The 19871-nt window shown below is 66.1% G+C and carries 19 protein-coding genes; 13 read left to right on the top strand and 6 right to left on the bottom strand.

The window, feature by feature from the left end:
* The first annotated feature begins 25 nt into the window (after positions 1-25).
* The 11 genes from M1L61_RS12875 (at position 26) to M1L61_RS12825 (ending at position 13208) form a co-directional block, all read left to right on the top strand.
* Positions 26-3769 (top strand): nitrate reductase subunit alpha, encoded by a 3744-nt coding sequence (locus M1L61_RS12875; RefSeq protein WP_248853587.1) that lies wholly within the window; start codon positions 26-28, stop codon positions 3767-3769.
* Positions 3769-5313 carry a nitrate reductase subunit beta gene (narH, locus tag M1L61_RS12870; protein WP_049409450.1) on the top strand — a complete coding sequence of 515 codons (1545 nt, stop codon included), beginning with the start codon at positions 3769-3771 and terminating at the stop codon, positions 5311-5313. Before M1L61_RS12875 ends, narH begins: the two co-directional genes overlap by 1 nt.
* Positions 5313-5993 carry a nitrate reductase molybdenum cofactor assembly chaperone gene (gene narJ / locus M1L61_RS12865; protein WP_049409452.1) on the top strand — a complete coding sequence of 227 codons (681 nt, stop codon included), beginning with the start codon at positions 5313-5315 and terminating at the stop codon, positions 5991-5993. The genes narH and narJ overlap by 1 nt, the downstream gene beginning before the upstream one ends.
* Positions 5990-6697, top strand: coding sequence for a respiratory nitrate reductase subunit gamma (narI, locus tag M1L61_RS12860; protein WP_010485313.1), 708 nt, complete (start codon positions 5990-5992; stop codon positions 6695-6697). Before narJ ends, narI begins: the two co-directional genes overlap by 4 nt.
* Before the next feature lie 3 nt (positions 6698-6700).
* Positions 6701-7600 (top strand): peptidylprolyl isomerase, encoded by a 900-nt coding sequence (locus tag M1L61_RS12855; RefSeq protein WP_235651806.1) that lies wholly within the window; start codon positions 6701-6703, stop codon positions 7598-7600.
* A gap of 23 nt (positions 7601-7623) precedes the next feature.
* On the top strand, positions 7624-8955 hold the full coding sequence (locus M1L61_RS12850) for a nitrate/nitrite transporter (protein ID WP_012480466.1): 1332 nt from the start codon (positions 7624-7626) through the stop codon (positions 8953-8955).
* A 142-nt stretch (positions 8956-9097) separates the two neighbouring features.
* Positions 9098-10312, top strand: a complete 1215-nt coding sequence (locus M1L61_RS12845; protein ID WP_019337806.1) for a coproporphyrinogen III oxidase — start codon at positions 9098-9100, stop codon at positions 10310-10312.
* A gap of 11 nt (positions 10313-10323) precedes the next feature.
* On the top strand, positions 10324-11100 hold the full coding sequence (locus M1L61_RS12840) for a helix-turn-helix domain-containing protein (protein ID WP_248853586.1): 777 nt from the start codon (positions 10324-10326) through the stop codon (positions 11098-11100).
* Positions 11101-11119: 19 nt separating this feature from the next.
* Complete coding sequence (gene modA / locus M1L61_RS12835) at positions 11120-11863, top strand: molybdate ABC transporter substrate-binding protein (protein ID WP_248853585.1); 744 nt, start codon at positions 11120-11122, stop codon at positions 11861-11863.
* Positions 11864-11866: 3 nt separating this feature from the next.
* Positions 11867-12550, top strand: coding sequence for a molybdate ABC transporter permease subunit (gene modB, locus M1L61_RS12830; protein ID WP_049455117.1), 684 nt, complete (start codon positions 11867-11869; stop codon positions 12548-12550).
* A complete protein-coding gene (locus tag M1L61_RS12825; RefSeq protein WP_019659884.1) occupies positions 12540-13208 on the top strand; it encodes an ATP-binding cassette domain-containing protein in 669 nt (222 codons plus the stop codon). The genes modB and M1L61_RS12825 overlap by 11 nt, the downstream gene beginning before the upstream one ends.
* Positions 13209-13301: 93 nt before the next feature.
* On the opposite strand, the gene M1L61_RS12820 is transcribed toward M1L61_RS12825, so the two are convergent.
* The 6 genes from M1L61_RS12820 to M1L61_RS12795 all read right to left on the bottom strand — a co-directional run bounded on the left by M1L61_RS12820 (position 13302) and on the right by M1L61_RS12795 (position 18092).
* A complete protein-coding gene (locus tag M1L61_RS12820) occupies positions 13302-14831 on the bottom strand; it encodes a sulfite reductase flavoprotein subunit alpha (RefSeq protein ID WP_248853584.1) in 1530 nt (509 codons plus the stop codon).
* The gene (locus tag M1L61_RS12815; protein ID WP_248853583.1) at positions 14828-15256 is read right to left on the bottom strand and encodes a PAS domain-containing protein; all 429 of its coding nucleotides are present in this window, start codon (positions 15254-15256) and stop codon (positions 14828-14830) included. The genes M1L61_RS12820 and M1L61_RS12815 overlap by 4 nt, the downstream gene beginning before the upstream one ends.
* Before the next feature lie 136 nt (positions 15257-15392).
* Positions 15393-15788 (bottom strand): hypothetical protein, encoded by a 396-nt coding sequence (locus M1L61_RS12810; protein WP_248853582.1) that lies wholly within the window; start codon positions 15786-15788, stop codon positions 15393-15395.
* 458 nt (positions 15789-16246) lie between these two features.
* The gene (locus M1L61_RS12805) at positions 16247-16828 is read right to left on the bottom strand and encodes a hypothetical protein (RefSeq protein ID WP_125438161.1); all 582 of its coding nucleotides are present in this window, start codon (positions 16826-16828) and stop codon (positions 16247-16249) included.
* 221 nt (positions 16829-17049) lie between these two features.
* Positions 17050-17364, bottom strand: a complete 315-nt coding sequence (locus tag M1L61_RS12800; RefSeq protein WP_043396259.1) for an AzlD family protein — start codon at positions 17362-17364, stop codon at positions 17050-17052.
* The gene (locus tag M1L61_RS12795; protein ID WP_010485324.1) at positions 17361-18092 is read right to left on the bottom strand and encodes an AzlC family ABC transporter permease; all 732 of its coding nucleotides are present in this window, start codon (positions 18090-18092) and stop codon (positions 17361-17363) included. Before M1L61_RS12795 ends, M1L61_RS12800 begins: the two co-directional genes overlap by 4 nt.
* Positions 18093-18219: 127 nt before the next feature.
* Here M1L61_RS12795 and M1L61_RS12790 point away from each other — a divergent pair, with 127 nt between their 5' ends.
* Entirely contained in the window at positions 18220-18684 is a 465-nt protein-coding gene (locus M1L61_RS12790; RefSeq protein ID WP_005413654.1) for an Lrp/AsnC family transcriptional regulator, read from the top strand.
* Positions 18685-19175: 491 nt separating this feature from the next.
* Positions 19176-19856, top strand: a complete 681-nt coding sequence (locus M1L61_RS12785; protein WP_345779121.1) for an STN domain-containing protein — start codon at positions 19176-19178, stop codon at positions 19854-19856.
* The last annotated feature ends 15 nt before the right edge of the window (positions 19857-19871 follow it).

Genomic DNA, 19871 nt, shown 5'->3' with positions numbered 1-19871 from the left:
CGATGTCCGCAAAGGGAGATCCCCGATGAGTTATTTCCTCGATCGCTTGCAGTTCTTCAAGCGTGACCCCCAGACCTTTGCCGATGGCCATGGTTTTGCCAAGAGCGAGGGCCGCGACTGGGAAAACAGTTACCGCGCCCGCTGGCAGTACGACAAGATCGTACGTTCCACACACGGCGTGAACTGCACCGGCTCCTGCAGCTGGAAGATCTACGTCAAGAACGGCCTGGTCACCTGGGAAACCCAGCAGACCGATTACCCGCGCACGCGCCCGGACCTGCCCAACCATGAACCACGTGGCTGCCCGCGTGGCGCCAGCTATTCCTGGTACCTGTACAGCGCCAACCGGCTGAAGTACCCGCTGATCCGCGGCACGCTGCTGCGCCTGTGGCGCGAAGCCCGCAAGAGCAAGGCCCCGGTCGATGCCTGGGCCAGCATCGTGGAGGACAAGGAGAAGGCGCGCTCGTACAAGACCCGCCGCGGCATGGGTGGCTTTGTGCGCCTGCAGTGGGAAGAGGCCAACGAGATCATCGCCGCCTCCAACCTGTACACGGTGAAGCAGTACGGCCCGGACCGCGTGGTCGGGTTCTCGCCGATTCCGGCGATGTCGATGGTGTCCTACGCTGCCGGTGCGCGATACCTGTCGCTGCTGGGTGGCGCCTGCCTGTCCTTCTACGACTGGTACTGCGACCTGCCGCCGGCCTCGCCGCAGATCTGGGGCGAGCAGACCGACGTGCCCGAGTCGGCCGACTGGTACAACAGCCGCTACATCATCGCCTGGGGTTCGAACGTGCCGCAGACGCGTACGCCCGATGCGCACTTCTTCACCGAGGCGCGCTACAACGGCACCAAGACGGTGGCGATCTGCCCGGACTATTCCGAGCTGGCCAAGCTGACCGACCACTGGCTGCACCCCAAGCAGGGCACCGACGCGGCGCTGGCCTTTGCCTTCGGCCATGTGATCCTGCGCGAGTTCCATGTCGATTCGCCCTCGCAGTATTTCCAGGACTACTGCCGCCAGTACTCGGACATGCCGATGCTGGTGCGCCTTGAGCGCCGCGACGATGGCCGCCTGGTGGCGGGCCGCTTCCTGCGTGCCAGTGAGCTGGGCGGGCTGGGTGAAGCCAACAACCCGGACTGGAAGACCCTGGCCTACGACGAGAACAGTGGCCAGATCGTGGTGCCCAATGGCTCCATCGGTTTCCGCTGGGGTGAAAAGGGCCGCTGGAACATCGAAGAGAAGGCCAGCAATGGCGCCGACACACGCCTGCGCCTGAGCTTGTCCGACGCCAACGACGGCATCGAGGCGGTGAGCTTCCCGTACTTCGGTGGCATTGAAAGCGACGGCTGGACTGCCGCGCCGGCCGAAGACGTACTGGACCGCAACATTCCGGTGCGCCGGCTGGTCACGGTCGACGGCGGCGAGACGCTGGTGGCCACGGTCTACGACCTGCTGCTGGCCCAGTACGGCGTGGACCGTGGCTTTGGCGGCGGCAACGTGGCATCGAGCTTCGATGACATGGTGCCGGGCACGCCGGCGTGGCAGGAGCGCATCACCGGCGTGTCGCGCGCCGAGGTGATCGAGATCGCCCGCGAGTTCGCGCGTACCGCCGACAAGACCCATGGCCGTTCGATGATCATCGTCGGCGCGGGCATGAACCACTGGTTCCACAACGACATGAACTACCGCGGCCTGATCAACATGCTGATCATGTGCGGTTGCGTGGGCCAGACCGGTGGCGGCTGGGCGCATTACGTGGGCCAGGAAAAGCTGCGCCCGCAGACCGGCTGGCAGCCGCTCGCGTTTGGGCTGGACTGGAGCAAGCCGCCGCGCCACATGAACGGCACCTCGTTCTTCTACTTCAACACCGGGCAGTGGCGCTACGAGAAGCTGCAGGTGGACGAGCTGCTGTCGCCGCTGGCCGATGCCAGCAAGTACGGCGGCAGCCTGGCTGACCTGAACCTGCGCGCGGTGCGCATGGGCTGGCTGCCGAGCACCCCGCAGCTCGACCGCAACCCGCTGCAGCTGGTACGCGAGGCCGAAGCGGCCGGCGTGGCCCCGGCGCACTACGCGCTGGGCAAGTTCAAGGACGGCTCGCTGGACTTCGCCTTCGCCGACCCGGACGCCAGCCAGAACCACCCGCGCATGATGTTCATCTGGCGCTCGAACCTGCTCGGTTCCTCGGGCAAGGGCCATGAGTACATGCTGCGGCACCTGCTGGGTACGCGCCACGGGCTGCAGGGCAAGGACCTGGGCGAAATGGGCGCAGTGAAGCCGCAGGAGGTGAAGTGGCGCGACGAGGCGCCGGAAGGCAAGCTGGACCTGCTGGTCACGCTCGACTTCCGAATGTGCACCACCGCGCTGTACTCGGACATCGTGCTGCCGACCGCGACCTGGTACGAGAAGGACGATCTCAATACCTCGGACATGCACCCCTTCATCCACCCGCTGTCCAAGGCGGTGGACCCTGCGTGGGAATCGCGCAGCGACTGGGACATCTTCAAGGAGGTGGCCCGCACCGTGAGCGAGATGGCGCCCGGCGTGCTGGGTGTGGAGAAGGATCTGGTGCTGGTGCCGACCCTGCACGACACGCCCAACGAGCTGGGCATGCCGTTCGGCGTGGCCGACTGGAAGAAAGGTGAGTGCGAGGCCATCCCTGGCCAGACCATGCCGTCGATGACGGTGGTTGAGCGTGACTACCCGAACCTGTACCGCAAGTTCACCTCGCTCGGCCCGCTGCTGGACAAGCAGGGCAACGGCGGCAAGGGCATGAGCTGGGATACCAAGCACGAGGTCGAATTCCTCGGCAAGTTGAACCACACCGTGCACGAAGAAGGCGTAAGCCAGGGGCGCCCGGCCATCTCGACCGCGATCGACGCGGCCGAAGTGATCCTGCACCTGGCGCCGGAAACCAACGGCCATGTGGCGGTGAAGGCCTGGGAATCGCTGGGCACCTTCACCGGGCGCGAGCACACCCACCTGGCCGTGGGCAAGGAGCACGAGGCGATCCGCTTCCGTGACATCCAGGCACAGCCGCGCAAGATCATTTCCTCTCCGATCTGGTCGGGCCTGGAAGACGACAACGTCAGCTACAACGCCGGCTACACCAACGTGCACGAGCTGATTCCGTGGCGCACGGTGACCGGTCGCCAGCAGTTCTACCAGGACCACGAGTGGATGATCGACTTCGGCGAGGCCTTCATGAGCTACCGGCCGCCGGTCAACACGCGCACGGTGGAGCCGCTGCTGAACCAGCGCCCGAACGGCAACAAGGAGATCGTGCTGAACTGGATCACCCCGCACCAGAAGTGGGGCATCCACAGCACCTACAGCGACAACCTGATCATGCAGACACTGTCGCGTGGCGGCCCGATCGTGTGGATCAGCGAGGACGACGCGCGCAGTGCCGGCATCGTCGACAACGACTGGATCGAGCTGTTCAACGTCAACGGCGCGATTGCCGCGCGTGCGGTGGTCAGCCAGCGCGTGATGCCGGGCATGGCGATGATGTACCACGCCCAGGAACGCATCATCAATGTGCCGGGCTCGGAGATTTCCGGTACCCGCGGCGGCATCCATAACTCGGTGACCCGCATCGTGCTCAAGCCGACCCACATGATTGGTGGCTACGCGCAGCTGGCCTACGGTTTCAACTACTACGGCACCTGCGGCACCAACCGCGACGAGTTCGTGATCGTGCGCAAGATGGACAAGGTGGATTGGCTAGATGGCGAGGCCGTACCGGCCGCCGCCAAGGAGGTGGTGTGATGAAGGTCCGTGCACAGATCGCGATGGTGCTGAACCTGGACAAGTGCATCGGCTGCCATACCTGCTCGATCACCTGCAAGAACGTCTGGACCTCGCGCGAGGGCGTCGAGTACGCCTGGTTCAACAACGTGGAAACCAAGCCGGGCATCGGTTACCCGAAGGAATGGGAAAACCAGGACAAGTGGAATGGCGGCTGGGTGCGCACCCGCGCCGGCAAGCTGGTGCCGCGTGCCGGTGGCCGCTGGCGCATGCTGGCCAAGATCTTCGCCAACCCGGACCTGCCGCAGATCGACGACTACTACGAGCCGTTCGATTTCGATTACCAGAACCTGCATACCGCCAAGGACAGCCAGCACCAGCCGACCGCGCGCCCGCGTTCGCTGATCAGTGGCGAGCGCATGCAGAAGATCGAGTGGGGCCCCAACTGGGAGGAGATCCTCGGTTCGGAGTTCAGCAAGCGCTCGCGCGACTACAACTTCGACCAGGTGCAGAAGGAGATCTACGGCGCCTTCGAGAAGACCTTCATGATGTACCTGCCGCGTCTGTGCGAGCACTGCCTGAACCCGGCGTGCGTGTCGGCGTGCCCGTCGGGTGCGATCTACAAGCGCGAGGAAGATGGCATCGTGCTGATCGACCAGGACAAGTGCCGCGGTTGGCGCATGTGCGTGTCGGCCTGCCCGTACAAGAAGATCTACTACAACTGGAAGAGCGGCAAGTCGGAGAAGTGCATCTTCTGCTACCCGCGCATCGAGATGGGTGAGCCGACCGTGTGCTCGGAAACCTGCGTGGGCCGCATCCGCTACCTGGGCGTGATGCTGTACGACGCCGATCGCATCGCCGAGGCCGCCTCGGTGCCGGCCGAGAAGGACCTGTACCAGGCCCACCTGGACATCTTCCTGGACCCGAACGATCCGGCGGTGATCGCCGCCGCGCGCAAGGAGGGCATCCCGGACAGCTGGCTGGAGTCGGCCAAGCAGTCGCCGGTGTACAAGCTGGCGATCGACTGGAAGCTGGCGCTGCCGCTGCACCCGGAATACCGCACGTTGCCGATGGTCTGGTACGTACCGCCGCTGTCGCCGATCCAGTCCGCCGCCGAGCGTGGCCGTGTGGGCATGAGCGGCGAACTGCCGGACGTGGCGTCGCTGCGCATCCCGATGCGCTACCTGGCCAACCTGCTGACGGCCGGTGACGAGGCGCCGGTGGTACGCGCGCTGGAACGGCTGATGGCCATGCGTGCCTGGCGCCGGGCCAAGAACGTGGACGGCGTGGAAGACACCGCGGTACTGGAGCAGACCGGGCTGAGCATCGCCCAGGTGGAGGAGATGTACCGCTACCTGGCCATCGCCAACTACGAGGACCGTTTCGTGATTCCGACCGGCCACCGCGAGTACGCCAACGACGCCTTCGGTGAGCGCGGCGGCTGCGGCTTCACCTTCGGCAACGGCTGCAATGGTGACAGCCCGGCCGACCTGTTCGGCCAGCGCAAGAGCACCACCTTCGTGGTCGACAACGGTCCCAACCACCGCCGCAAGGAGGTGGTCTGATGAGCGTGCTCAAGCTGGTCGGGGTGCTGCTGGACTACCCCCGTGAAGAACTGTGGCAGCACGGCGAGGAACTGCTCGCCGCCTGCGACGCCCCGGCGTTGAATGCCGCCCGCCGCCAGCAGCTGCGCAGCTTCGTGCAGCAGCTGCTGGCCACCGATGCGCTGGATGCGCAGGCGGCGTGGCTGGCCAGTTTCGATCGCGGCCGCTCGATGAGCCTGCTGCTGTTCGAACACATCCATGGCGAGTCGCGCGACCGCGGCCAGGCCATGGTCGACCTGATCGAAACCTACCGCCGCAACGGCTTCGAACTGGATGCCCGCGAGCTGCCGGACTACCTGCCATTGCTGTTGGAGTTCCTGGCCCATCGCCCCGGCAGCGAGGCCCGCGAGTGGCTGCACCACATCGGCCATATCGCCGGGATGCTGGCGGCGCGTGCCGCCGAGCGTGAGCTGCCGCACCGGGTGCTGTTCGAGATCCTGGTCGAAGCCGGTGACGGCAAGGCCGATCTGCAGGCGCTGCGCCAGCGTGCCAGCGAGGAAGTCCGCGACGATACCGCCGAGGCCATGGATCGCTTGTGGGAGGAGGAGGCGGTGCGCTTCGGCGCCGAAGCCCCCGCCGAAGACTGCAAGCCGCCCGTGCGTTCGCCGGCCCGTCCTTCGCATCGAGAGGTCCAGCCATGAGTTACTCCCTGCATCAATTCGCCTTCCAGTACTACCCGTACATCGCCGTGGCGGTGCTGCTGATCGGCAGCTGGGCCCGCTATGACAAGGCCATGTACACCTGGCGCACCGGCTCCAGCCAGATGCTGTCGGACAAGGGCATGCGGATCGGCAGCAACTGCTTCCACATCGGCATCCTGGCCATCCTCGGTGGTCATCTGGTCGGCCTGTTGACCCCGCACGCGGTGTACGAGCACTTCATCACCTCCTCGCAGAAGCAGATGCTGGCGATGGTGGTTGGTGGTGTGTTCGGCGCACTGTGCTTCATCGGCATCAGCATCTTGCTGGTACGCCGCCTGTTCAACGCGCGCGTGCGGGCCACCGGCAGTTTCGGTGACACCCTGGTACTGGTGCTGCTGTTCGCCCAGCTGTGCCTGGGCCTGTACAGCATCCGCATCTCGTCCGGCCACCTGGACGGCGGGGTGATGGTGCAGCTGGCCGAGTGGGCGCAGCACATCGTGACCTTCCGCGCCGGTGCCGCTGATTACATCGAGGGCGTCAGCTGGGTCTACAAGATGCATATCTTCCTGGGCCTGACCCTGTTCCTGATCGCGCCGTTCACCCGCCTGGTGCACGTGTGGAGCATTCCGATCAGTTACCTGTGGAGGCCGTACCAAGTGGTGCGCCGCCGCCAGGCCACGCTGCGCTACGGTCCGCGGGAGTAAGCCATGGGCAGCCTGCCGAAATTCCTGCCGATCACCGTGATCGACTCCGCTGCGCCGGTTCCCGCCGAGGCGCATTCGCACCACCATGACGCGGCAGCGCAGGGGCCGCGCTCGCTCGGGCAGCCGGCACCGTGCCGGCTGTTCGTGGACGAGACCGCGATCAGCGAGGCTGACATCGCCCGCGAGATGCAGCACCACCGGGCGATGCGCCCGGAGCAGTCACGTGCTGAAGCGGCACGTGCACTGGTGGTGCGTGAGCTGCTGCGCCTGGAAGCGCAGCGGCTTGGGCTGCAGGCGCCGGAGGGCAACCGGGTAAGCGACGAGGAAGTGCTGATCCAGCAACTGCTGGAAGATGCGATCGAAGACCGCGTGCCGACCGATGAAGACTGCCGGCGCTACTTCGAGCAGAACCCGGAGCGCTTCCGCTCCCCCGACCGCGTGCGCCTGCGCCATATCCTGCTGGCTGCGCCGGCCGATGATGTGGCCGGGCGCTTTGCCGCACGCACCGAGGGCGAGCGACTGGTCGGGCTGCTGAAGGAGTCGCCGCACCTGTTCGCCGATTTCGCCCTGCGCCATTCGCGTTGCCCATCCAGCAGCGAGGGCGGCGACCTGGGCTGGTTGCAGCGTGGGCAGACCACGCCGGAGTTCGACCGCCAGGTGTTCCGCCTGCGCGAGGGCCTGGCCGGTTTCCCGGTGGAATCGCGCTGGGGCTACCACGTGGTCTGCGTCGATGCCCGCGAGCAAGGCCAGCCGCAGCCGTTCGAAACGGTGCTGCCGCAGCTGCGTGACTACCTGGAGCTACAGGTACGGCAACGCGAGGTGCAGGCCTACCTGCTGCAGCTGCAGGAGCGCTACCCGGTGCGCGGGCTGGATGAGATCGAAGCCGAAGCGGATATCGGCTGAACCCCCTTGAACGAGGAAAATTCATGAACCAGGCCCTTGCCCCCGCCAGTGCCGGGCAGCAGCAACGTGCGCTGTGGCTGAGCACGTTCGCCTTCACCGTGTGCTTCGCGGTGTGGATGATCTTTTCGATCATCGGTATCCAGATCAGTCAACAGCTCGGATTGAATGACACCCAGTTCGGCCTGTTGATCGCCACGCCGGTGCTGACCGGCTCGGTCAGCCGCGTCTTCCTCGGCATCTGGTCCGACCAGTTCGGTGGCCGCAAGGTGATGGTGCTGGTGATGCTGTGTGGCGCAGTGGCCACCTGGATGCTGACCTACGCACAGACCTACACCCAGTTCCTGATTGCCGCGCTGTGCGTGGGCATCGCCGGCGGTAACTTCTCGGTGGGCGTGGCCTACGTCTCGAAGTGGTTCCCGGCCAGCAAACAGGGCACCGCACTGGGCATCTTCGGTGCCGGCAACATTGGCTCGGCGGTGACCAAGCTGCTGGCGCCGCTGGTGATGGTGGCGGCCGGCTGGACCATGGTCGCCAAGGTCTGGGCCGTTGCGCTGGCAGTTACCGCGGTGCTGTTCTTCCTCTTCAGCAAGGAAGACCCGTCGCTGGAGCAGCGCCGCCGCGAGGGCGTGAAGCCGGTCCCGTTCGCCGAGCAGATGGCGCCGCTGAAGAACCTGCAGGTCTGGCGGTTCTCGCTGTACTACTTCTTCGTGTTCGGCGGCTTCGTGGCGCTGGCGCTGTGGCTGCCGCACTACCTGGTGGGCGCCTATGGCATGGACGTGGGCCACGCCGGCATGTTGGCGGCGTGCTATTCGATCCCGGCCAGCCTGTTCCGCGTGGTCGGTGGCTGGATGTCGGACCGGATGGGCGCGCGCCGGGTGATGTACTGGACCTTCGGCGTGTCGGCCATCTGCACCTTCCTGCTGGCCTACCCGGATACCGAGTATGTGGTGAAGGGCATCCATGGCCCGATCCACTTCCATCTGGCCATCGGGGTGGTGATGTTCACCGTGCTGGTGTTCGTGCTGGGCTTCTTCATGTCGTTGGGCAAGGCCGCGGTCTACAAGCATATTCCGGTGTACTACCCCAAGCACGTGGGTGCGGTGGGCGGCGTGGTCGGCATGATCGGTGGCCTGGGTGGCTTCATCCTGCCGATCGTGTTTGGCGCGCTGAATGACGCGGTGGGCATCTGGAGCAGCTGCTTCATGCTGCTGTTCGTGCTGGTGGCGGCTGCACTGGCGTGGATGCACTTTGCGATCCGTCGCATGGAACGCCGCCACTTCCCGCAGATCGACCGCGAAACCGATCTGCCCGAAGCCATCGATGCGGCCGCCGCCGAGCGGGTGCGCGGCGGGTGAAGGTGTTTGCCGGCCAGCGGCCGGCACTACCAAATGGTGGGTGAAGGGGTAGTGCCGGCCGCTGGCCGGCAGCAACCATCAGATGCGCCGCGCTTGATTTCAATCAGGGCCACGCGAAGAGGAACGCGCGAAGATGTCTGCCATGAGCTTCCACGTTGACGAGAGCGAGGACACTGCGCTGCAGGCGGCATTGCTGCGGCAGCCCCGGCACGTGCTGTTTCCGCCGGCTGACCAGTTCAGCACCGGCTTTGGCGAAAGCGGGTGGCGCGCCGCCGTGCGCGCCAGCAACGAGCACCTGATTCCGCGTGGCTTGACGCTCGGCTTCCAGGCCGGCCGTGGCGGACGCGATGCGCCACCGCAGGCGTATCTGGATACCCTGCTGCTGGCGCTGCGGCTGCAGGCCGACGCGCTGGCCGAGGACCGTGAAGTGGTGGCGATGGTGCTGCAGCTGGGGCTGGCCGAGACGTTGCCGCCGCCGCAGCTGGGCCAGCTGCTGGATGCGGTGCCGCAGCACCTGCGCACCGTGGCGCGGCCCCAGGTGGAGGTGCGGCTGGACGCAGGCAGCGCGCTGGCGCCGGCGCAGCTGCGTGCGGTGGGCTGCACCCGCTTGAACGTGATCGATCGTGCCGATGCACCGGGGCCGACCCTGCTGGCACAGGCGCGACAGGTGGGCTTCACCGCGCGCTACTACCAGTTGCGGGTACCCGGCAGCGAGGACGCCGGCTTCATTGAACGGCTGCACGAGGTGCTGGCCGAGGCGCCGGAGCGCATCCTGCTGCCGGCGCCGTGTGCGCTGCCGGAACATCCCTCGGCCGTCCATTGGCTGCAGGCCTGGCGCCTGCTGCGCGCTGCGGGTTACGAACCGATTGGTGGCGATCACTATCAGCGCGGCGATCTGCCGAACCCGCACGGTCCGGGCGATGGCCAGCGCCATTGCGATCTTGCCGGTGTGCCACGCCGCGACCGCAGCGATTTCATCGGCCTTGGGCTGTCCGCCTGCAGCCAGATCGGCGAGGTGTTCTACCGGCTGGAGGACGAACTGGGCGAATGGCGTGCGCGGCTGCAGGCCGGGCACATGGGCGTGTCTGCCGGGTTGATCCTGTCCGAGGACGAGCGGTTGGTGGCCGAAGTGGCGCAGAGCATTGCCTGTGACCACGCCCTCGATGCGGCTGCCTTCGAGTGGCGCAACGATGAACCGTTCGAGGAATGTTTTGCCGACCAGCTGCCCGCGTTGTCGCCGTTGCTGGCACGCGGCTGGGCGCAGTGGGATGCGCGCGTACTGCGCCTGGCCGAAGAAGGGCGCCTGCTGTGGCGTATGATGGCCGCATGCTTCCGGCCGGCGGCCGCCATCGCTTGAGTCTTGCACCGATGTCTTCAATTCCGCCTTCGCAGGGCCGTCTCGGCCGGGCCACACCCAACCCCGCCGCCGCCGATGATGGCGACGCACTGCACTTCTGCAGTACCTGTGCGTTCTCCGACGCATGCATGTCGCAGGGTTACGACAAGACAGCACTGGGCGATCTGCACGTGCTGGTGGACCATGTCGGTCCGTTCCATGCGGGTGACTACATTTTCCGCGCTGGCGAATCGTTCGATTCGATTGCTGCGGTGCGCGCTGGCATGGTCAAGACCTTCGTCGATGACAGCCAGGGCAACGAGCAGGTGCTGGGCTTCAGCCTGCCGGGTGAAGTGATCGGCCTCAACGCGATCCACGGTTCACGCTTTCCCTGCAATGCGGTGGCGCTGGACACCGTGCACCTGTGCCGCATCTCGTTCCCCAAGCTCAGCCTGTTGGCCACCCGCATGCCGGGGCTACAGGCCAAGCTGTTCAGCCTGCTCAGCGCGGAGATCGGCAAGGTCGCGACCCTGGCCGCCAACCACCGTACCGAAGAACGCATGGCTGCGTTCCTGCTGGACATGTCCGAGCGCTACGCGCGGCGCGGCTTTTCCGCCACGCGCTTCAACCTGACGATGGCGCGTACCGAGATCGCCAATTACCTGCGGATGGCGCCGGAAACCGCCAGCCGCGTGCTGCGCCGCCTGAGCGATGATGGGATCATCGTGGTGAAGCAGCGCGAGATCCTGCTGCTGCAGCCCGAGCGCCTGGCAGCGCTGGCGGTGGCCGACGAATCCGATCCGAACTGAACCTGGCCGGGAGCCGACGATGAAGCGAGCTGGACTGTTGTTGCTGGGCCTGCTGTCCACGGTGCCGGCCTGGGCGGCCGAGCTGACGGTGTCGGCGGCATCAAGCCTGACCGAGAGCTTCCGCGAACTGGGCGCGGCCTACGAAAAGGCGCACCCGGGAACCAAGGTGGATTTCAACTTCGCTGCCTCCGGCGTGCTGCTGCAGCAGATCAGCCGCGGCGCACCGGTGGATGTGTTCGCGTCGGCCGATGAAACCACGATGGACCAGGCCCAGCAGCAGGACCTGCTGGCGGCCGGCACCCGCGAGGTGTTCGCGGTCAATGCGCTGTGGGTGGTGGTGCCGCCGCAGGCCAAGGCTGCGCCGCATACCTTGAAGGACCTGGCCGGTGCTGGTGTGCAGCGCATCGCACTGGGCAACCCGGACAGCGTGCCGGTCGGCCGCTATGCCAAGGGTGCGCTGGAAGTGGCAGGCCTGTGGCCGCCGCTGCAGGGCAGGATCATCACGACGCAGAACGTGCGCCAGTCGCTGGATTACGTGGCGCGGGGTGAAGTGGATGCCGGCTTCGTCTATGCCACCGATGCGCAGGCGATGCCCAACCGCGTGCGCCGCGCCTTTGCGGTGCCGGTGTCTGGGCGCATTGCCTATCCGCTGGCCGTGATCAAGGCCAGCCCACAGCAGGCGGAAGCCAGGCGCTTCACCGCCTTCTTGCGTTCGGCACAGGGCCAGGCGATCCTGGCCAAACACGGGTTCGGCACGCCCTGAGGCATGGATCTGGACTGGAGCGCATTGGGGTTGTCGCTGAAGGTGGCTGGCTGGGCCACCGCGATCAATCTGGTGCTGGGCGTGGCACTGGGCGCGCTGCTGGCCCGTCGGCGCTTTCCAGGCCGTGAGCTGCTGGATTCGCTGCTGACCCTGCCGATGGTGCTGCCACCAACGGTGCTGGGCTACTACCTGCTGGTGCTGATCGGTCGCAACGGCCCGATCGGTGCGTGGCTGCAATCGTGGTTTGGCATCAACCTGGTGTTCACCTGGCAGGCCGCGGTGATCGCTGCGGCGGTGGCCTCGTTGCCGCTGGTGTTCAAGCCGGCGCGCGCGGCGTTCGAGGAAGTGGACGGGCAGCTGGAGCAGGCCGCACGCACGCTCGGAGTGTCCGAAGCGGCGGTGTTCTTCCGCATCACGCTGCCACTGGCCTGGCGTGGCATTCTTGCCGGTCTGTTGCTGGCGTTTGCACGCGCGATGGGCGAGTTCGGCGCGACGCTGATGGTGGCGGGCAGCATTCCCGGCCGGACGCAGACGCTGTCGATTGCCATCTACGAGGCGGTGCAGGCCGGTCAGGATGGCAGGGCCAATGCGCTGGTGATCCTGACCTCGGTGGTCTGCATCGTGATCCTGTTGCTGGCTGCGCGGCTGGTGGGCGGACGTCGCCGGGAGCTGCGTGATGTGGCTTGACCTGCAGGTGCAGCGCCGCCTGCGGGCGGCCGGCCAGGATTTCGTGTTGGACGTATCGCTGCAGTGCACGCAGCGGCAGGTGGTGCTGTTCGGACCCTCGGGTGCCGGCAAGAGCCTGACGCTGAAGGCGGTGGCCGGGCTGCTGCGGCCCGGGCAGGGACATGTGCGCGTGCAGGGGCAGACCTTGTTCGATGCGGCCAACGGCGTGGATCTGCCGCCGCAGCGCCGCCGGCTGGGCTACGTGTTCCAGGATTACGCGTTGTTCCCGCACCTGAGCGTGCGCCAGAACGTGGCGTTCGGGCTGGAGCGCGGGTGGTTGAATCCGCGCGCGCGCCAGCGCTTCGATGCGGTGGAGCAGTGGCTGCACGCATTCCGCATCGACACGGTGGGCGATCTGCTGCCCTCGCAGGTCTCCGGTGGCCAGCGCCAGCGCACTGCATTGGCGCGCGCCCTGGTGACGCAGCCCCAGGCGCTGCTGCTGGATGAGCCGTTCTCCGCACTGGACCACGACCTGCGCCAGCACCTGCGCCAGGAGCTGGAAACCGTGCTGGACCGGACCGGCATCCCGTTGTTGTTGATCAGCCACGACCCGCAGGACGTGGCCATGTTCGGCCAGCAGGTGGCGCGCGTGGTCGACGGCCGCATCGTCGGCGATTGACCTGCACCTGTAGAGCCGAGCCCATGCTCGGCTGCTCTGCGCGACACCGCCAACAGCAGCCGAGCGTGGGCTCGGCTCTACAGGATCAACGGATCAATACAGTTCACAGTGCGTGCGGCCTTCGCCCCGCAGTGTGTCCCAGTGTCCTTCACCACCGATGGCATCGATGGCCTCGCGCACCGCGCCCTCCAGGTGGTTCTTGTTGCCGCACAGGTACAGATGCCCGCCGCGGGCCAGGACATCGCGCACTTCACTGGCGTGCTGCTGCAGCACGTGCTGCACATAGACCTTTTCGGTGCCATCGCGCGAGAACGCGGTATGCAGGCCGGCCAGCACGCCACGCGTGTGCCAGTCCTGCAGCTGGTCGCGGTACAGGTAGTCGTGCTGGCGATGCTTCTCGCCGAACACCAGGTGCACTTCACGTTCGCAGGCGTTGGCCTGCAGCTCCTGCATCAGGCCCATCAGCGGTGCGATGCCGGTGCCGGTGCCGACCAGCAGCAGCGGCGCTTCGCCGGTGTCAGGTAGATGGAATCCGGGGTTGGAGCGGCAGTACACACGGGCATGGTCGCCGCCATGCAGCAGGCTGCCGGTGGCAGTGCCGAAGCGTTCGCGGCCGCGCAGGGTGTAGCGCACTTCGCGCACGCATAGGCTCAGCTGGTCGTCGCACGGGTGCGAGGCGATGGAATAGGCGCGCGGCAGCCGCGGTGACAGCAGTTCGCGCAACCGGGCCAGCGGCACGCTGTCCGGCGTGGCGTGGTCCTGCAGCACATCCAGCAGGTCCAGGCCGTGCAGGTAGGCGTCCAGTTCAAGCTTCTGGCTGACCTTCAACAGGTCCTTCAGCAATTCGCTGCCACTGAGCCGGGCCAATTCGCGCAGCACCCCCTTGCTCAGCAGGCGCAGCTCGCGGTCATGCAGGGCGGCCACGGCGGTGGTGTCGCCGTACCAGGTGGCCAATGCCTGCAGCAGGGCAGGATCGTTCTCGGGTACTACGTGCAGGGTGTCGCCCGCGCGATAGGCCATGCCACTGCCGGCAATGTCCAGTTGCAGGTGCCACGCGGCCGGGTCGCTGCTGTTCAGGCGGCGACGCTCGAGAATGGGGGCGGCAAAGGCATTGTCTTCGCCATAGGCGGTGACCTGCAGGCGCAGGTCCTGGCCAGCGCTGAGGTCACCCTCCAGCACCTGGCCCAGCACCGGCTGCCATTGCTGGAAGAACTGCTCGTAGCCCAGATCGGCGTCCACGCGGTGCAGCAGCGGCTGGGCCTGGCGCTCGCTTAGTGCTACATCCAGCGCCTTGGTGAAGCCGCAGAAACTGGGGTAGCCGGTGTCACCCAGGCCGAACACCGCATAGCGCAGGCCGCGCAGCGTCGGGGTCTGGCGCAGTGTTTCGAAGAACTGCTCGCCATTGGCCGGCGGTTCGCCATCGCCGAACGAGCTGGAGATCGCCAGCAGCACATCGCCGTGGCCGAGACTGGCCACGTCGATGTCGTTGAACGGGAGCACCTGCGGCCCGTGCGGCTGCAGGTCCGCGCCCAGGCGCTGGGCCAGGGCGCGGGCGTTGCCCGACTCGGACGCGAAACCCACCAGCAGGCGGCTGAAGGGCGTACTGGCCGGGAGGGCGTTCACGCGGCCTCGTAGAAGTCGTCGAACTTTTCCTTGCTGAACTCGACCAGGTCGTAGTTCTGCATCAGGTCGTTCACCACGCGGCGGATGCTGATGTACGAGGTGATGTTGCCGTCGGCGTCGAACAGCGGCTGCACGGTGGTGTCTACCACGTAGAGCACGCCGCCCTTGCCGAGGTTGGGCACGATGCCGGTCCAGGTCTTGCCGGCCTTGATGGTGTCCCACATGTCCTTGTAGACCGCCTTGGGCACATCCGGGTGGCGCACGATGCTGTGCGGCTGGCCGATCAGTTCCTCGCGGGCGAAGCCGGTGAGCGTGCAGAACAGGTCGTTGGCATAGGTGATATTGCCCTGCAGGTCGGTGGTGGAGATCACCATGACGTTCTGCATGGCGTTCAGAAGCTGGACGTTGTCGGGGATGTAGCTCATCGCAGGGTCCTTGTGGATGCCGGCAGCGCCGGCGTGTTCGGGTCCTGCATAGAAATACGCCCGCGCGGCGGCGGGCGGTTTGACATTGATCAAGCGGATGGCGCGACGGCCTGCGACGGGGTGTCGCAGTGGGCGTTCACTGCTGCAGAGGAAAACCGATCGTCTCGTGGCAATGCTGCACCAGGTGGCGGCCTCCCTCATTGATGCGCAAGGTTTCCGCGTCACCGAAGAACCGCAGCAGCGCTGTTGCGGTCGTACTGCCCGCATGCGCGGAGTGCCTGGCCGCGGGTGGCAGAAACGGATCAGCTCGGGGGTCGTGTCCGCCAGGGAGGTCCGCACGTGCAAGGGCGCCTTCGATCAACAGCTGGGCACATGCACCTGCCAGATAGGCGTCAGGTTCACGCTGACTGCCGCGCCGAGGCTGCCCTGACAATACAGTGGCGATATGCTGGAACTCGTGTGCGGTGGTGGCGATCGCGCGCCTGCGCAGCGAATCGATTTCGGGGCTGGAGGGAAACCAGAAGCTGACCATCTGGCCTGACTGCTCTGGTCCTGGCAGTTGTCGCCAGATGCCACCTCCGTCACTTACGATCGTGAGCTGATAGCGCACAGGCGTCCGTTCAAGCCCATTGGCCTGGAGCGGCAGTCCAGCGGATCGTGCGGCGGCCTTGCAGAGCCGAGACGCCTGCGCGGCCGAGAGCGCTCCATCTGCCCAGAGAACTCGAGTTGCGACGGATGACCACCTGCACTGGATGGATCGATTGGGATGCTCCGAGCTTTCCGGGCCGGATAGCACCGACACTGTGCTGATCTTCAGATGTGAGGAAGGGCCTCGCAGCAGTGTGGCATATGCGCCATCGTTGCCGACCAGGTTCCGGGGAGGCAGCTGAATGGATTGGCACGCACTTGTGGCCAGAAGGATTGCCGTCAGGCCAGCGTAGTGCCCAAGAATGGAGCCCGGTTGGGTACGCTTGGACTGACGGCGTTGCATCAAGGGGTCAGCCCGCACTGATACGGCGATGGATACTTCGTACAGACTTGAAAGTCCGAGACTGAGGCCGCCTTGGTGGCTCCTCTGTATCGAGAGGCCGCCGCAATGGTGTTTGGCCCAGGAGCCGCACCTACATCGAATGTTGCGAGGTCGTACCTCAACTCGGTAGCCGGACCGGCCGCAGCTGCGGCCCACGCGTTCGCACCATCCGGATCGACAAGTCGAAGGAGGGTTCCTGTTCGATGCCATTGGAACTGCTTGGCGGCGATGGTGGATCCTTGCCGGCCATCGAACAGCAGCAGAGTTACAGATCCATTGGCTGGGAAGGCTATGGATGAACCCGAGACGTCGATTTCGAACTGCGCGGCATCTGGCACTTCTGATGTCGACGCCTGCAGAATCCGCTCGAACCAGGGTAGGCCATTGCGTTCTCCTCCGCCGATCTTGCCACCGATCCTGCCTTCTATCCGGCACTTCTTGGTTTCTTCACACGATGCACTCAACTGCCACTCCATTGGCCCGCAGCCGGCAGAGGTGAGAGTGATACCTATTGCCACCACGATAGTTCGTAGATTGCTCATTGGTATTCTCCGTGTAGGACTTCGATTGACCGATCAGCTCGACCAGCCGACTCGGCAATCAATGCGTATCGACTCCGGCTCGATCAGGCAATCGGAATTTTTTCAAACACCTCCAGCAGGTGGCTCCGGGCCACGTTTGAACTGCCAGACGAACGCTCAGGTCGTGCCAATGGCGACATTTGAGTCTCCAGTCGCAACACGTGGTGAATGCGTTCTTGCGTTCAGCCCATCAGATAGCGCAGCACGCCGGCCGAGGCCACGCCGATCAGCACCGTCGGCAGCATCGACAGCCGCGTGGCGGCCAGCAGGGTGATCGCCAGTGCAGCCAGGTCGGCGGGCTTGTCGGCGACGAAGTCCGGGGCGATCACCGAGATCAGCACGCAGCCCGGCGCAGCTTCCATCACCGTCACGGCGCGCCTGCTCAACGTGCGGTTGCGCAGCGCGAGGAAGCCGACGATGCGGGTCAGGTAAGTGGCGGCGGCCATCAGCACGATGGTCAGCACCGAGGTCCAGTGGATCAGTCCATTGAAGATCATTCCGCGTCCTCCGCCAGCAGCCAGGCGGCCGCCAGGCCGGCCAGTGCGCCGCTGGCCACGTACCACGCGCCCGGGATCAGCAGGTAGGTGGCGGCGGCCACGATCAGGCTGACCAGCCACGGCCGTGCTGCCTTCATGCCCTGCCACATGCCGCGCAGCAGCACCAGGAATACCGCAGGGAAGGCCATGTCGAAACCGTAGGCATGGATGTCGCCCAACATCGGGCCGACGATCGCGCCCAGTGCCGTGCAGGCCACCCAGACCGTGTACAGCCCTGCCGAAACGCCCAGGTAATAGGCCAGGCTGAAGCCGAGCGCACGGCGGCGCGCATCGGCAACCCCCATCGCCCAGCTTTCGTCGCACATGAAGAACAGCGCCGGCAGCACCCGGCGGCGCGGCAGATGCTGCAGCAGCGGGGCCAGGCTGGCGCCCATCAGCAGGTGGCGGCTGTTGACCAGCGCGGTGATCGCCACGATCAATGCGATGTGCGGTGGCGAAGTCCACAGTTCGACGGCGGCGAACTCCGAACCGCCAGCGAAGTTGAGGCCGGTCATCAGTGGCACTTCCAGTGCGCTCAGGCCCTTCTGGGCCGCCTGCGCGCCGAGCACCAGGGCGAACGGAATGAAGCCGATCATCACCGGCACGGCGGCACGCAGGCCGCGCAGGAATTCGGCACGCGGGGCGGTATCGCAGGTGTCGGGCAGGGGGAGGGTGGTACGGGCGTCCATGGAGCGGCACAACGAGGTGGGGGTGGCCCATGCTAGCGGTCCAATCGCGAAATCGGGTTGCGTTGATGCCACTTGATTCTGGATGATTGAAATTTCATGCGGCTGAAGGCGTCAAGGGCGAAATTGCATGCAGTATCAACTCGACAACCTCGATCGGCGCATCCTCGACGCCCTGCAGCGCGACGGCCGCCTGCAGAACCTGGAGCTGGCCCGGCTGGTCGGGCTGTCGCCGTCGGCCTGCCTGCGGCGGGTACGGCTGCTGGAGGAGGGCGGCTACATCGACCGCTACGTTGCCCTGCTGAATGAGGCCAAGGTGGGCCGTGGCTTCACGGTGTTCGTGCGGGTCTGGCTGCGCGGGCAGGACGAGGACACCACCAACCACTTCATCAACAGCATCAAGTCTTTCCCGGAAGTGCTTGAATGCCATCTGATGGCGGGCGACTGCGATTTCCTGCTGCGGGTGGCGGTGGCGGACCTTGATGCCTACCGGCAGTTCCAGATGCAGCACCTGAACCGGATTGCCGGGGTGCAGAACACCAAGACCGAGATTCCGATGCAGCGGATCAAGCAGACGACCCAGCTGCCGCTTTGAGGGATGGGTGGTTGCGGCCGGGTTGCACCCGGCACCCGCGGGTAGTGCCGGCCGCTGGCCGGCAACCTCAGGAGCAACAGCAACAGCAACAGCAACAGCGATGCTCCGTGGGGCGGCGGGGCGGTGTGGCCAGGCAGGACACGCCGTAAACCCTTCCTTGGGGGCTCGATGGCGCCATCCATGGCGCCAACGGTCCTGCCTGGCCACACCGCCCCGCTGCCTGACAGTTCCCCGCGATCTGTCGGGGTTGGATCCCGTTGCTTCGCAATGGGCTCTGACCCCCATGCGGAGATGGCGTGGTCTGTTCGATTCATTGATTCCTGATGCGTGACTGGCTCTACGGAGCCTGGCTCGACGCCAGGCTGTGGGCGGCGGTCATCGCAATGACATGTGCCCCCGGTACGGTTTGAGCCCGCTTGCGGGTCGCGCGCGGGCCGGGGTTCCGGTCGTGGTGCGCGTCCACTGCAGCTGCTGTCGCTGCCGAGGGTCATGTGTTCTACGTCAGGGGGCTGAATGGACACCATGCGGTCAGAACTTGGAAGGTGGCCATCGCCGCATGGCTGCTGCTGTCCTTTGCCGCCGCCGCGCAGGACGGTGTTCATGCCTACGACATCCCCGCGCAGCCGCTGGAACAGGCGGTCGAGCGCTTCAGCGTCATCAGCGGGTGGTCGGTGATGTACCCGGGCGATCTTGCTGCGGGCCGCAGCAGCCATGCGCTGCGCGCCAGCCTGGCGCCGCTGCCTGCGCTACAGGTGCTGTTGCAGGACTCCGGTATCGAGGCCGAGGTGATCGGCGAGCAGCGTGTGGTGCTGCGCCGGGGCACGTCCTCCGTCGCCGAACCCGGTGTTGGCGTCGATCTTCCCGATGCCGAGCGCCGGCGTCGCTACGGCGGGCTGCAGCAGCGCCTGCGCGCAGTGTTCTGTGACGACCCGGAGATCGCGCCCGGCCGCTATGCCGCGACGCTGCGTTTCCATGTCGACAGCGAAGGCCGGGTGCATGCGCCCGAGCTGCTGTCAGGCAGTGGCAGCGCCCGTCGCGATGCACGCCTGCTGCAGGCGATGCAGGGCCTGGTGCTGGCGGCCGAGGCTGGCGCGCTGGCGCAGCCGGTAACGCTGCAGATCCGACCTTCCGGCACCGACCACGACTGTGGCCGGCGCGCGCCCCTTCCATGACTTCAAGGATTCGAA

Source organism: Stenotrophomonas sp. NY11291 (assembly GCF_023277365.1).
Classification (GTDB): Bacteria; Pseudomonadota; Gammaproteobacteria; order Xanthomonadales; family Xanthomonadaceae; genus Stenotrophomonas; species Stenotrophomonas geniculata.
This window is presented reverse-complemented; position numbering and strand designations above follow the sequence as displayed.

Coding starts and splice junctions, on each gene's coding strand:
- M1L61_RS12875 (WP_248853587.1), top strand. CDS start 26: ATGAGTTATTTCCTCGATCGCTTGCAGTTCTTCAAGCGTGACCCCCAG.
- M1L61_RS12850 (WP_012480466.1), top strand. CDS start 7,624: ATGAACCAGGCCCTTGCCCCCGCCAGTGCCGGGCAGCAGCAACGTGCG.
- M1L61_RS12855 (WP_235651806.1), top strand. CDS start 6,701: ATGGGCAGCCTGCCGAAATTCCTGCCGATCACCGTGATCGACTCCGCT.
- modB (WP_049455117.1), top strand. CDS start 11,867: ATGGATCTGGACTGGAGCGCATTGGGGTTGTCGCTGAAGGTGGCTGGC.
- M1L61_RS12805 (WP_125438161.1), bottom strand. CDS start 16,828: ATGAGCAATCTACGAACTATCGTGGTGGCAATAGGTATCACTCTCACC.
- narH (WP_049409450.1), top strand. CDS start 3,769: ATGAAGGTCCGTGCACAGATCGCGATGGTGCTGAACCTGGACAAGTGC.
- narJ (WP_049409452.1), top strand. CDS start 5,313: ATGAGCGTGCTCAAGCTGGTCGGGGTGCTGCTGGACTACCCCCGTGAA.
- M1L61_RS12825 (WP_019659884.1), top strand. CDS start 12,540: ATGTGGCTTGACCTGCAGGTGCAGCGCCGCCTGCGGGCGGCCGGCCAG.
- M1L61_RS12795 (WP_010485324.1), bottom strand. CDS start 18,092: ATGGACGCCCGTACCACCCTCCCCCTGCCCGACACCTGCGATACCGCC.
- M1L61_RS12815 (WP_248853583.1), bottom strand. CDS start 15,256: ATGAGCTACATCCCCGACAACGTCCAGCTTCTGAACGCCATGCAGAAC.
- M1L61_RS12845 (WP_019337806.1), top strand. CDS start 9,098: ATGAGCTTCCACGTTGACGAGAGCGAGGACACTGCGCTGCAGGCGGCA.
- M1L61_RS12840 (WP_248853586.1), top strand. CDS start 10,324: ATGTCTTCAATTCCGCCTTCGCAGGGCCGTCTCGGCCGGGCCACACCC.
- narI (WP_010485313.1), top strand. CDS start 5,990: ATGAGTTACTCCCTGCATCAATTCGCCTTCCAGTACTACCCGTACATC.
- modA (WP_248853585.1), top strand. CDS start 11,120: ATGAAGCGAGCTGGACTGTTGTTGCTGGGCCTGCTGTCCACGGTGCCG.
- M1L61_RS12810 (WP_248853582.1), bottom strand. CDS start 15,788: ATGGTCAGCTTCTGGTTTCCCTCCAGCCCCGAAATCGATTCGCTGCGC.
- M1L61_RS12800 (WP_043396259.1), bottom strand. CDS start 17,364: ATGATCTTCAATGGACTGATCCACTGGACCTCGGTGCTGACCATCGTG.
- M1L61_RS12790 (WP_005413654.1), top strand. CDS start 18,220: ATGCAGTATCAACTCGACAACCTCGATCGGCGCATCCTCGACGCCCTG.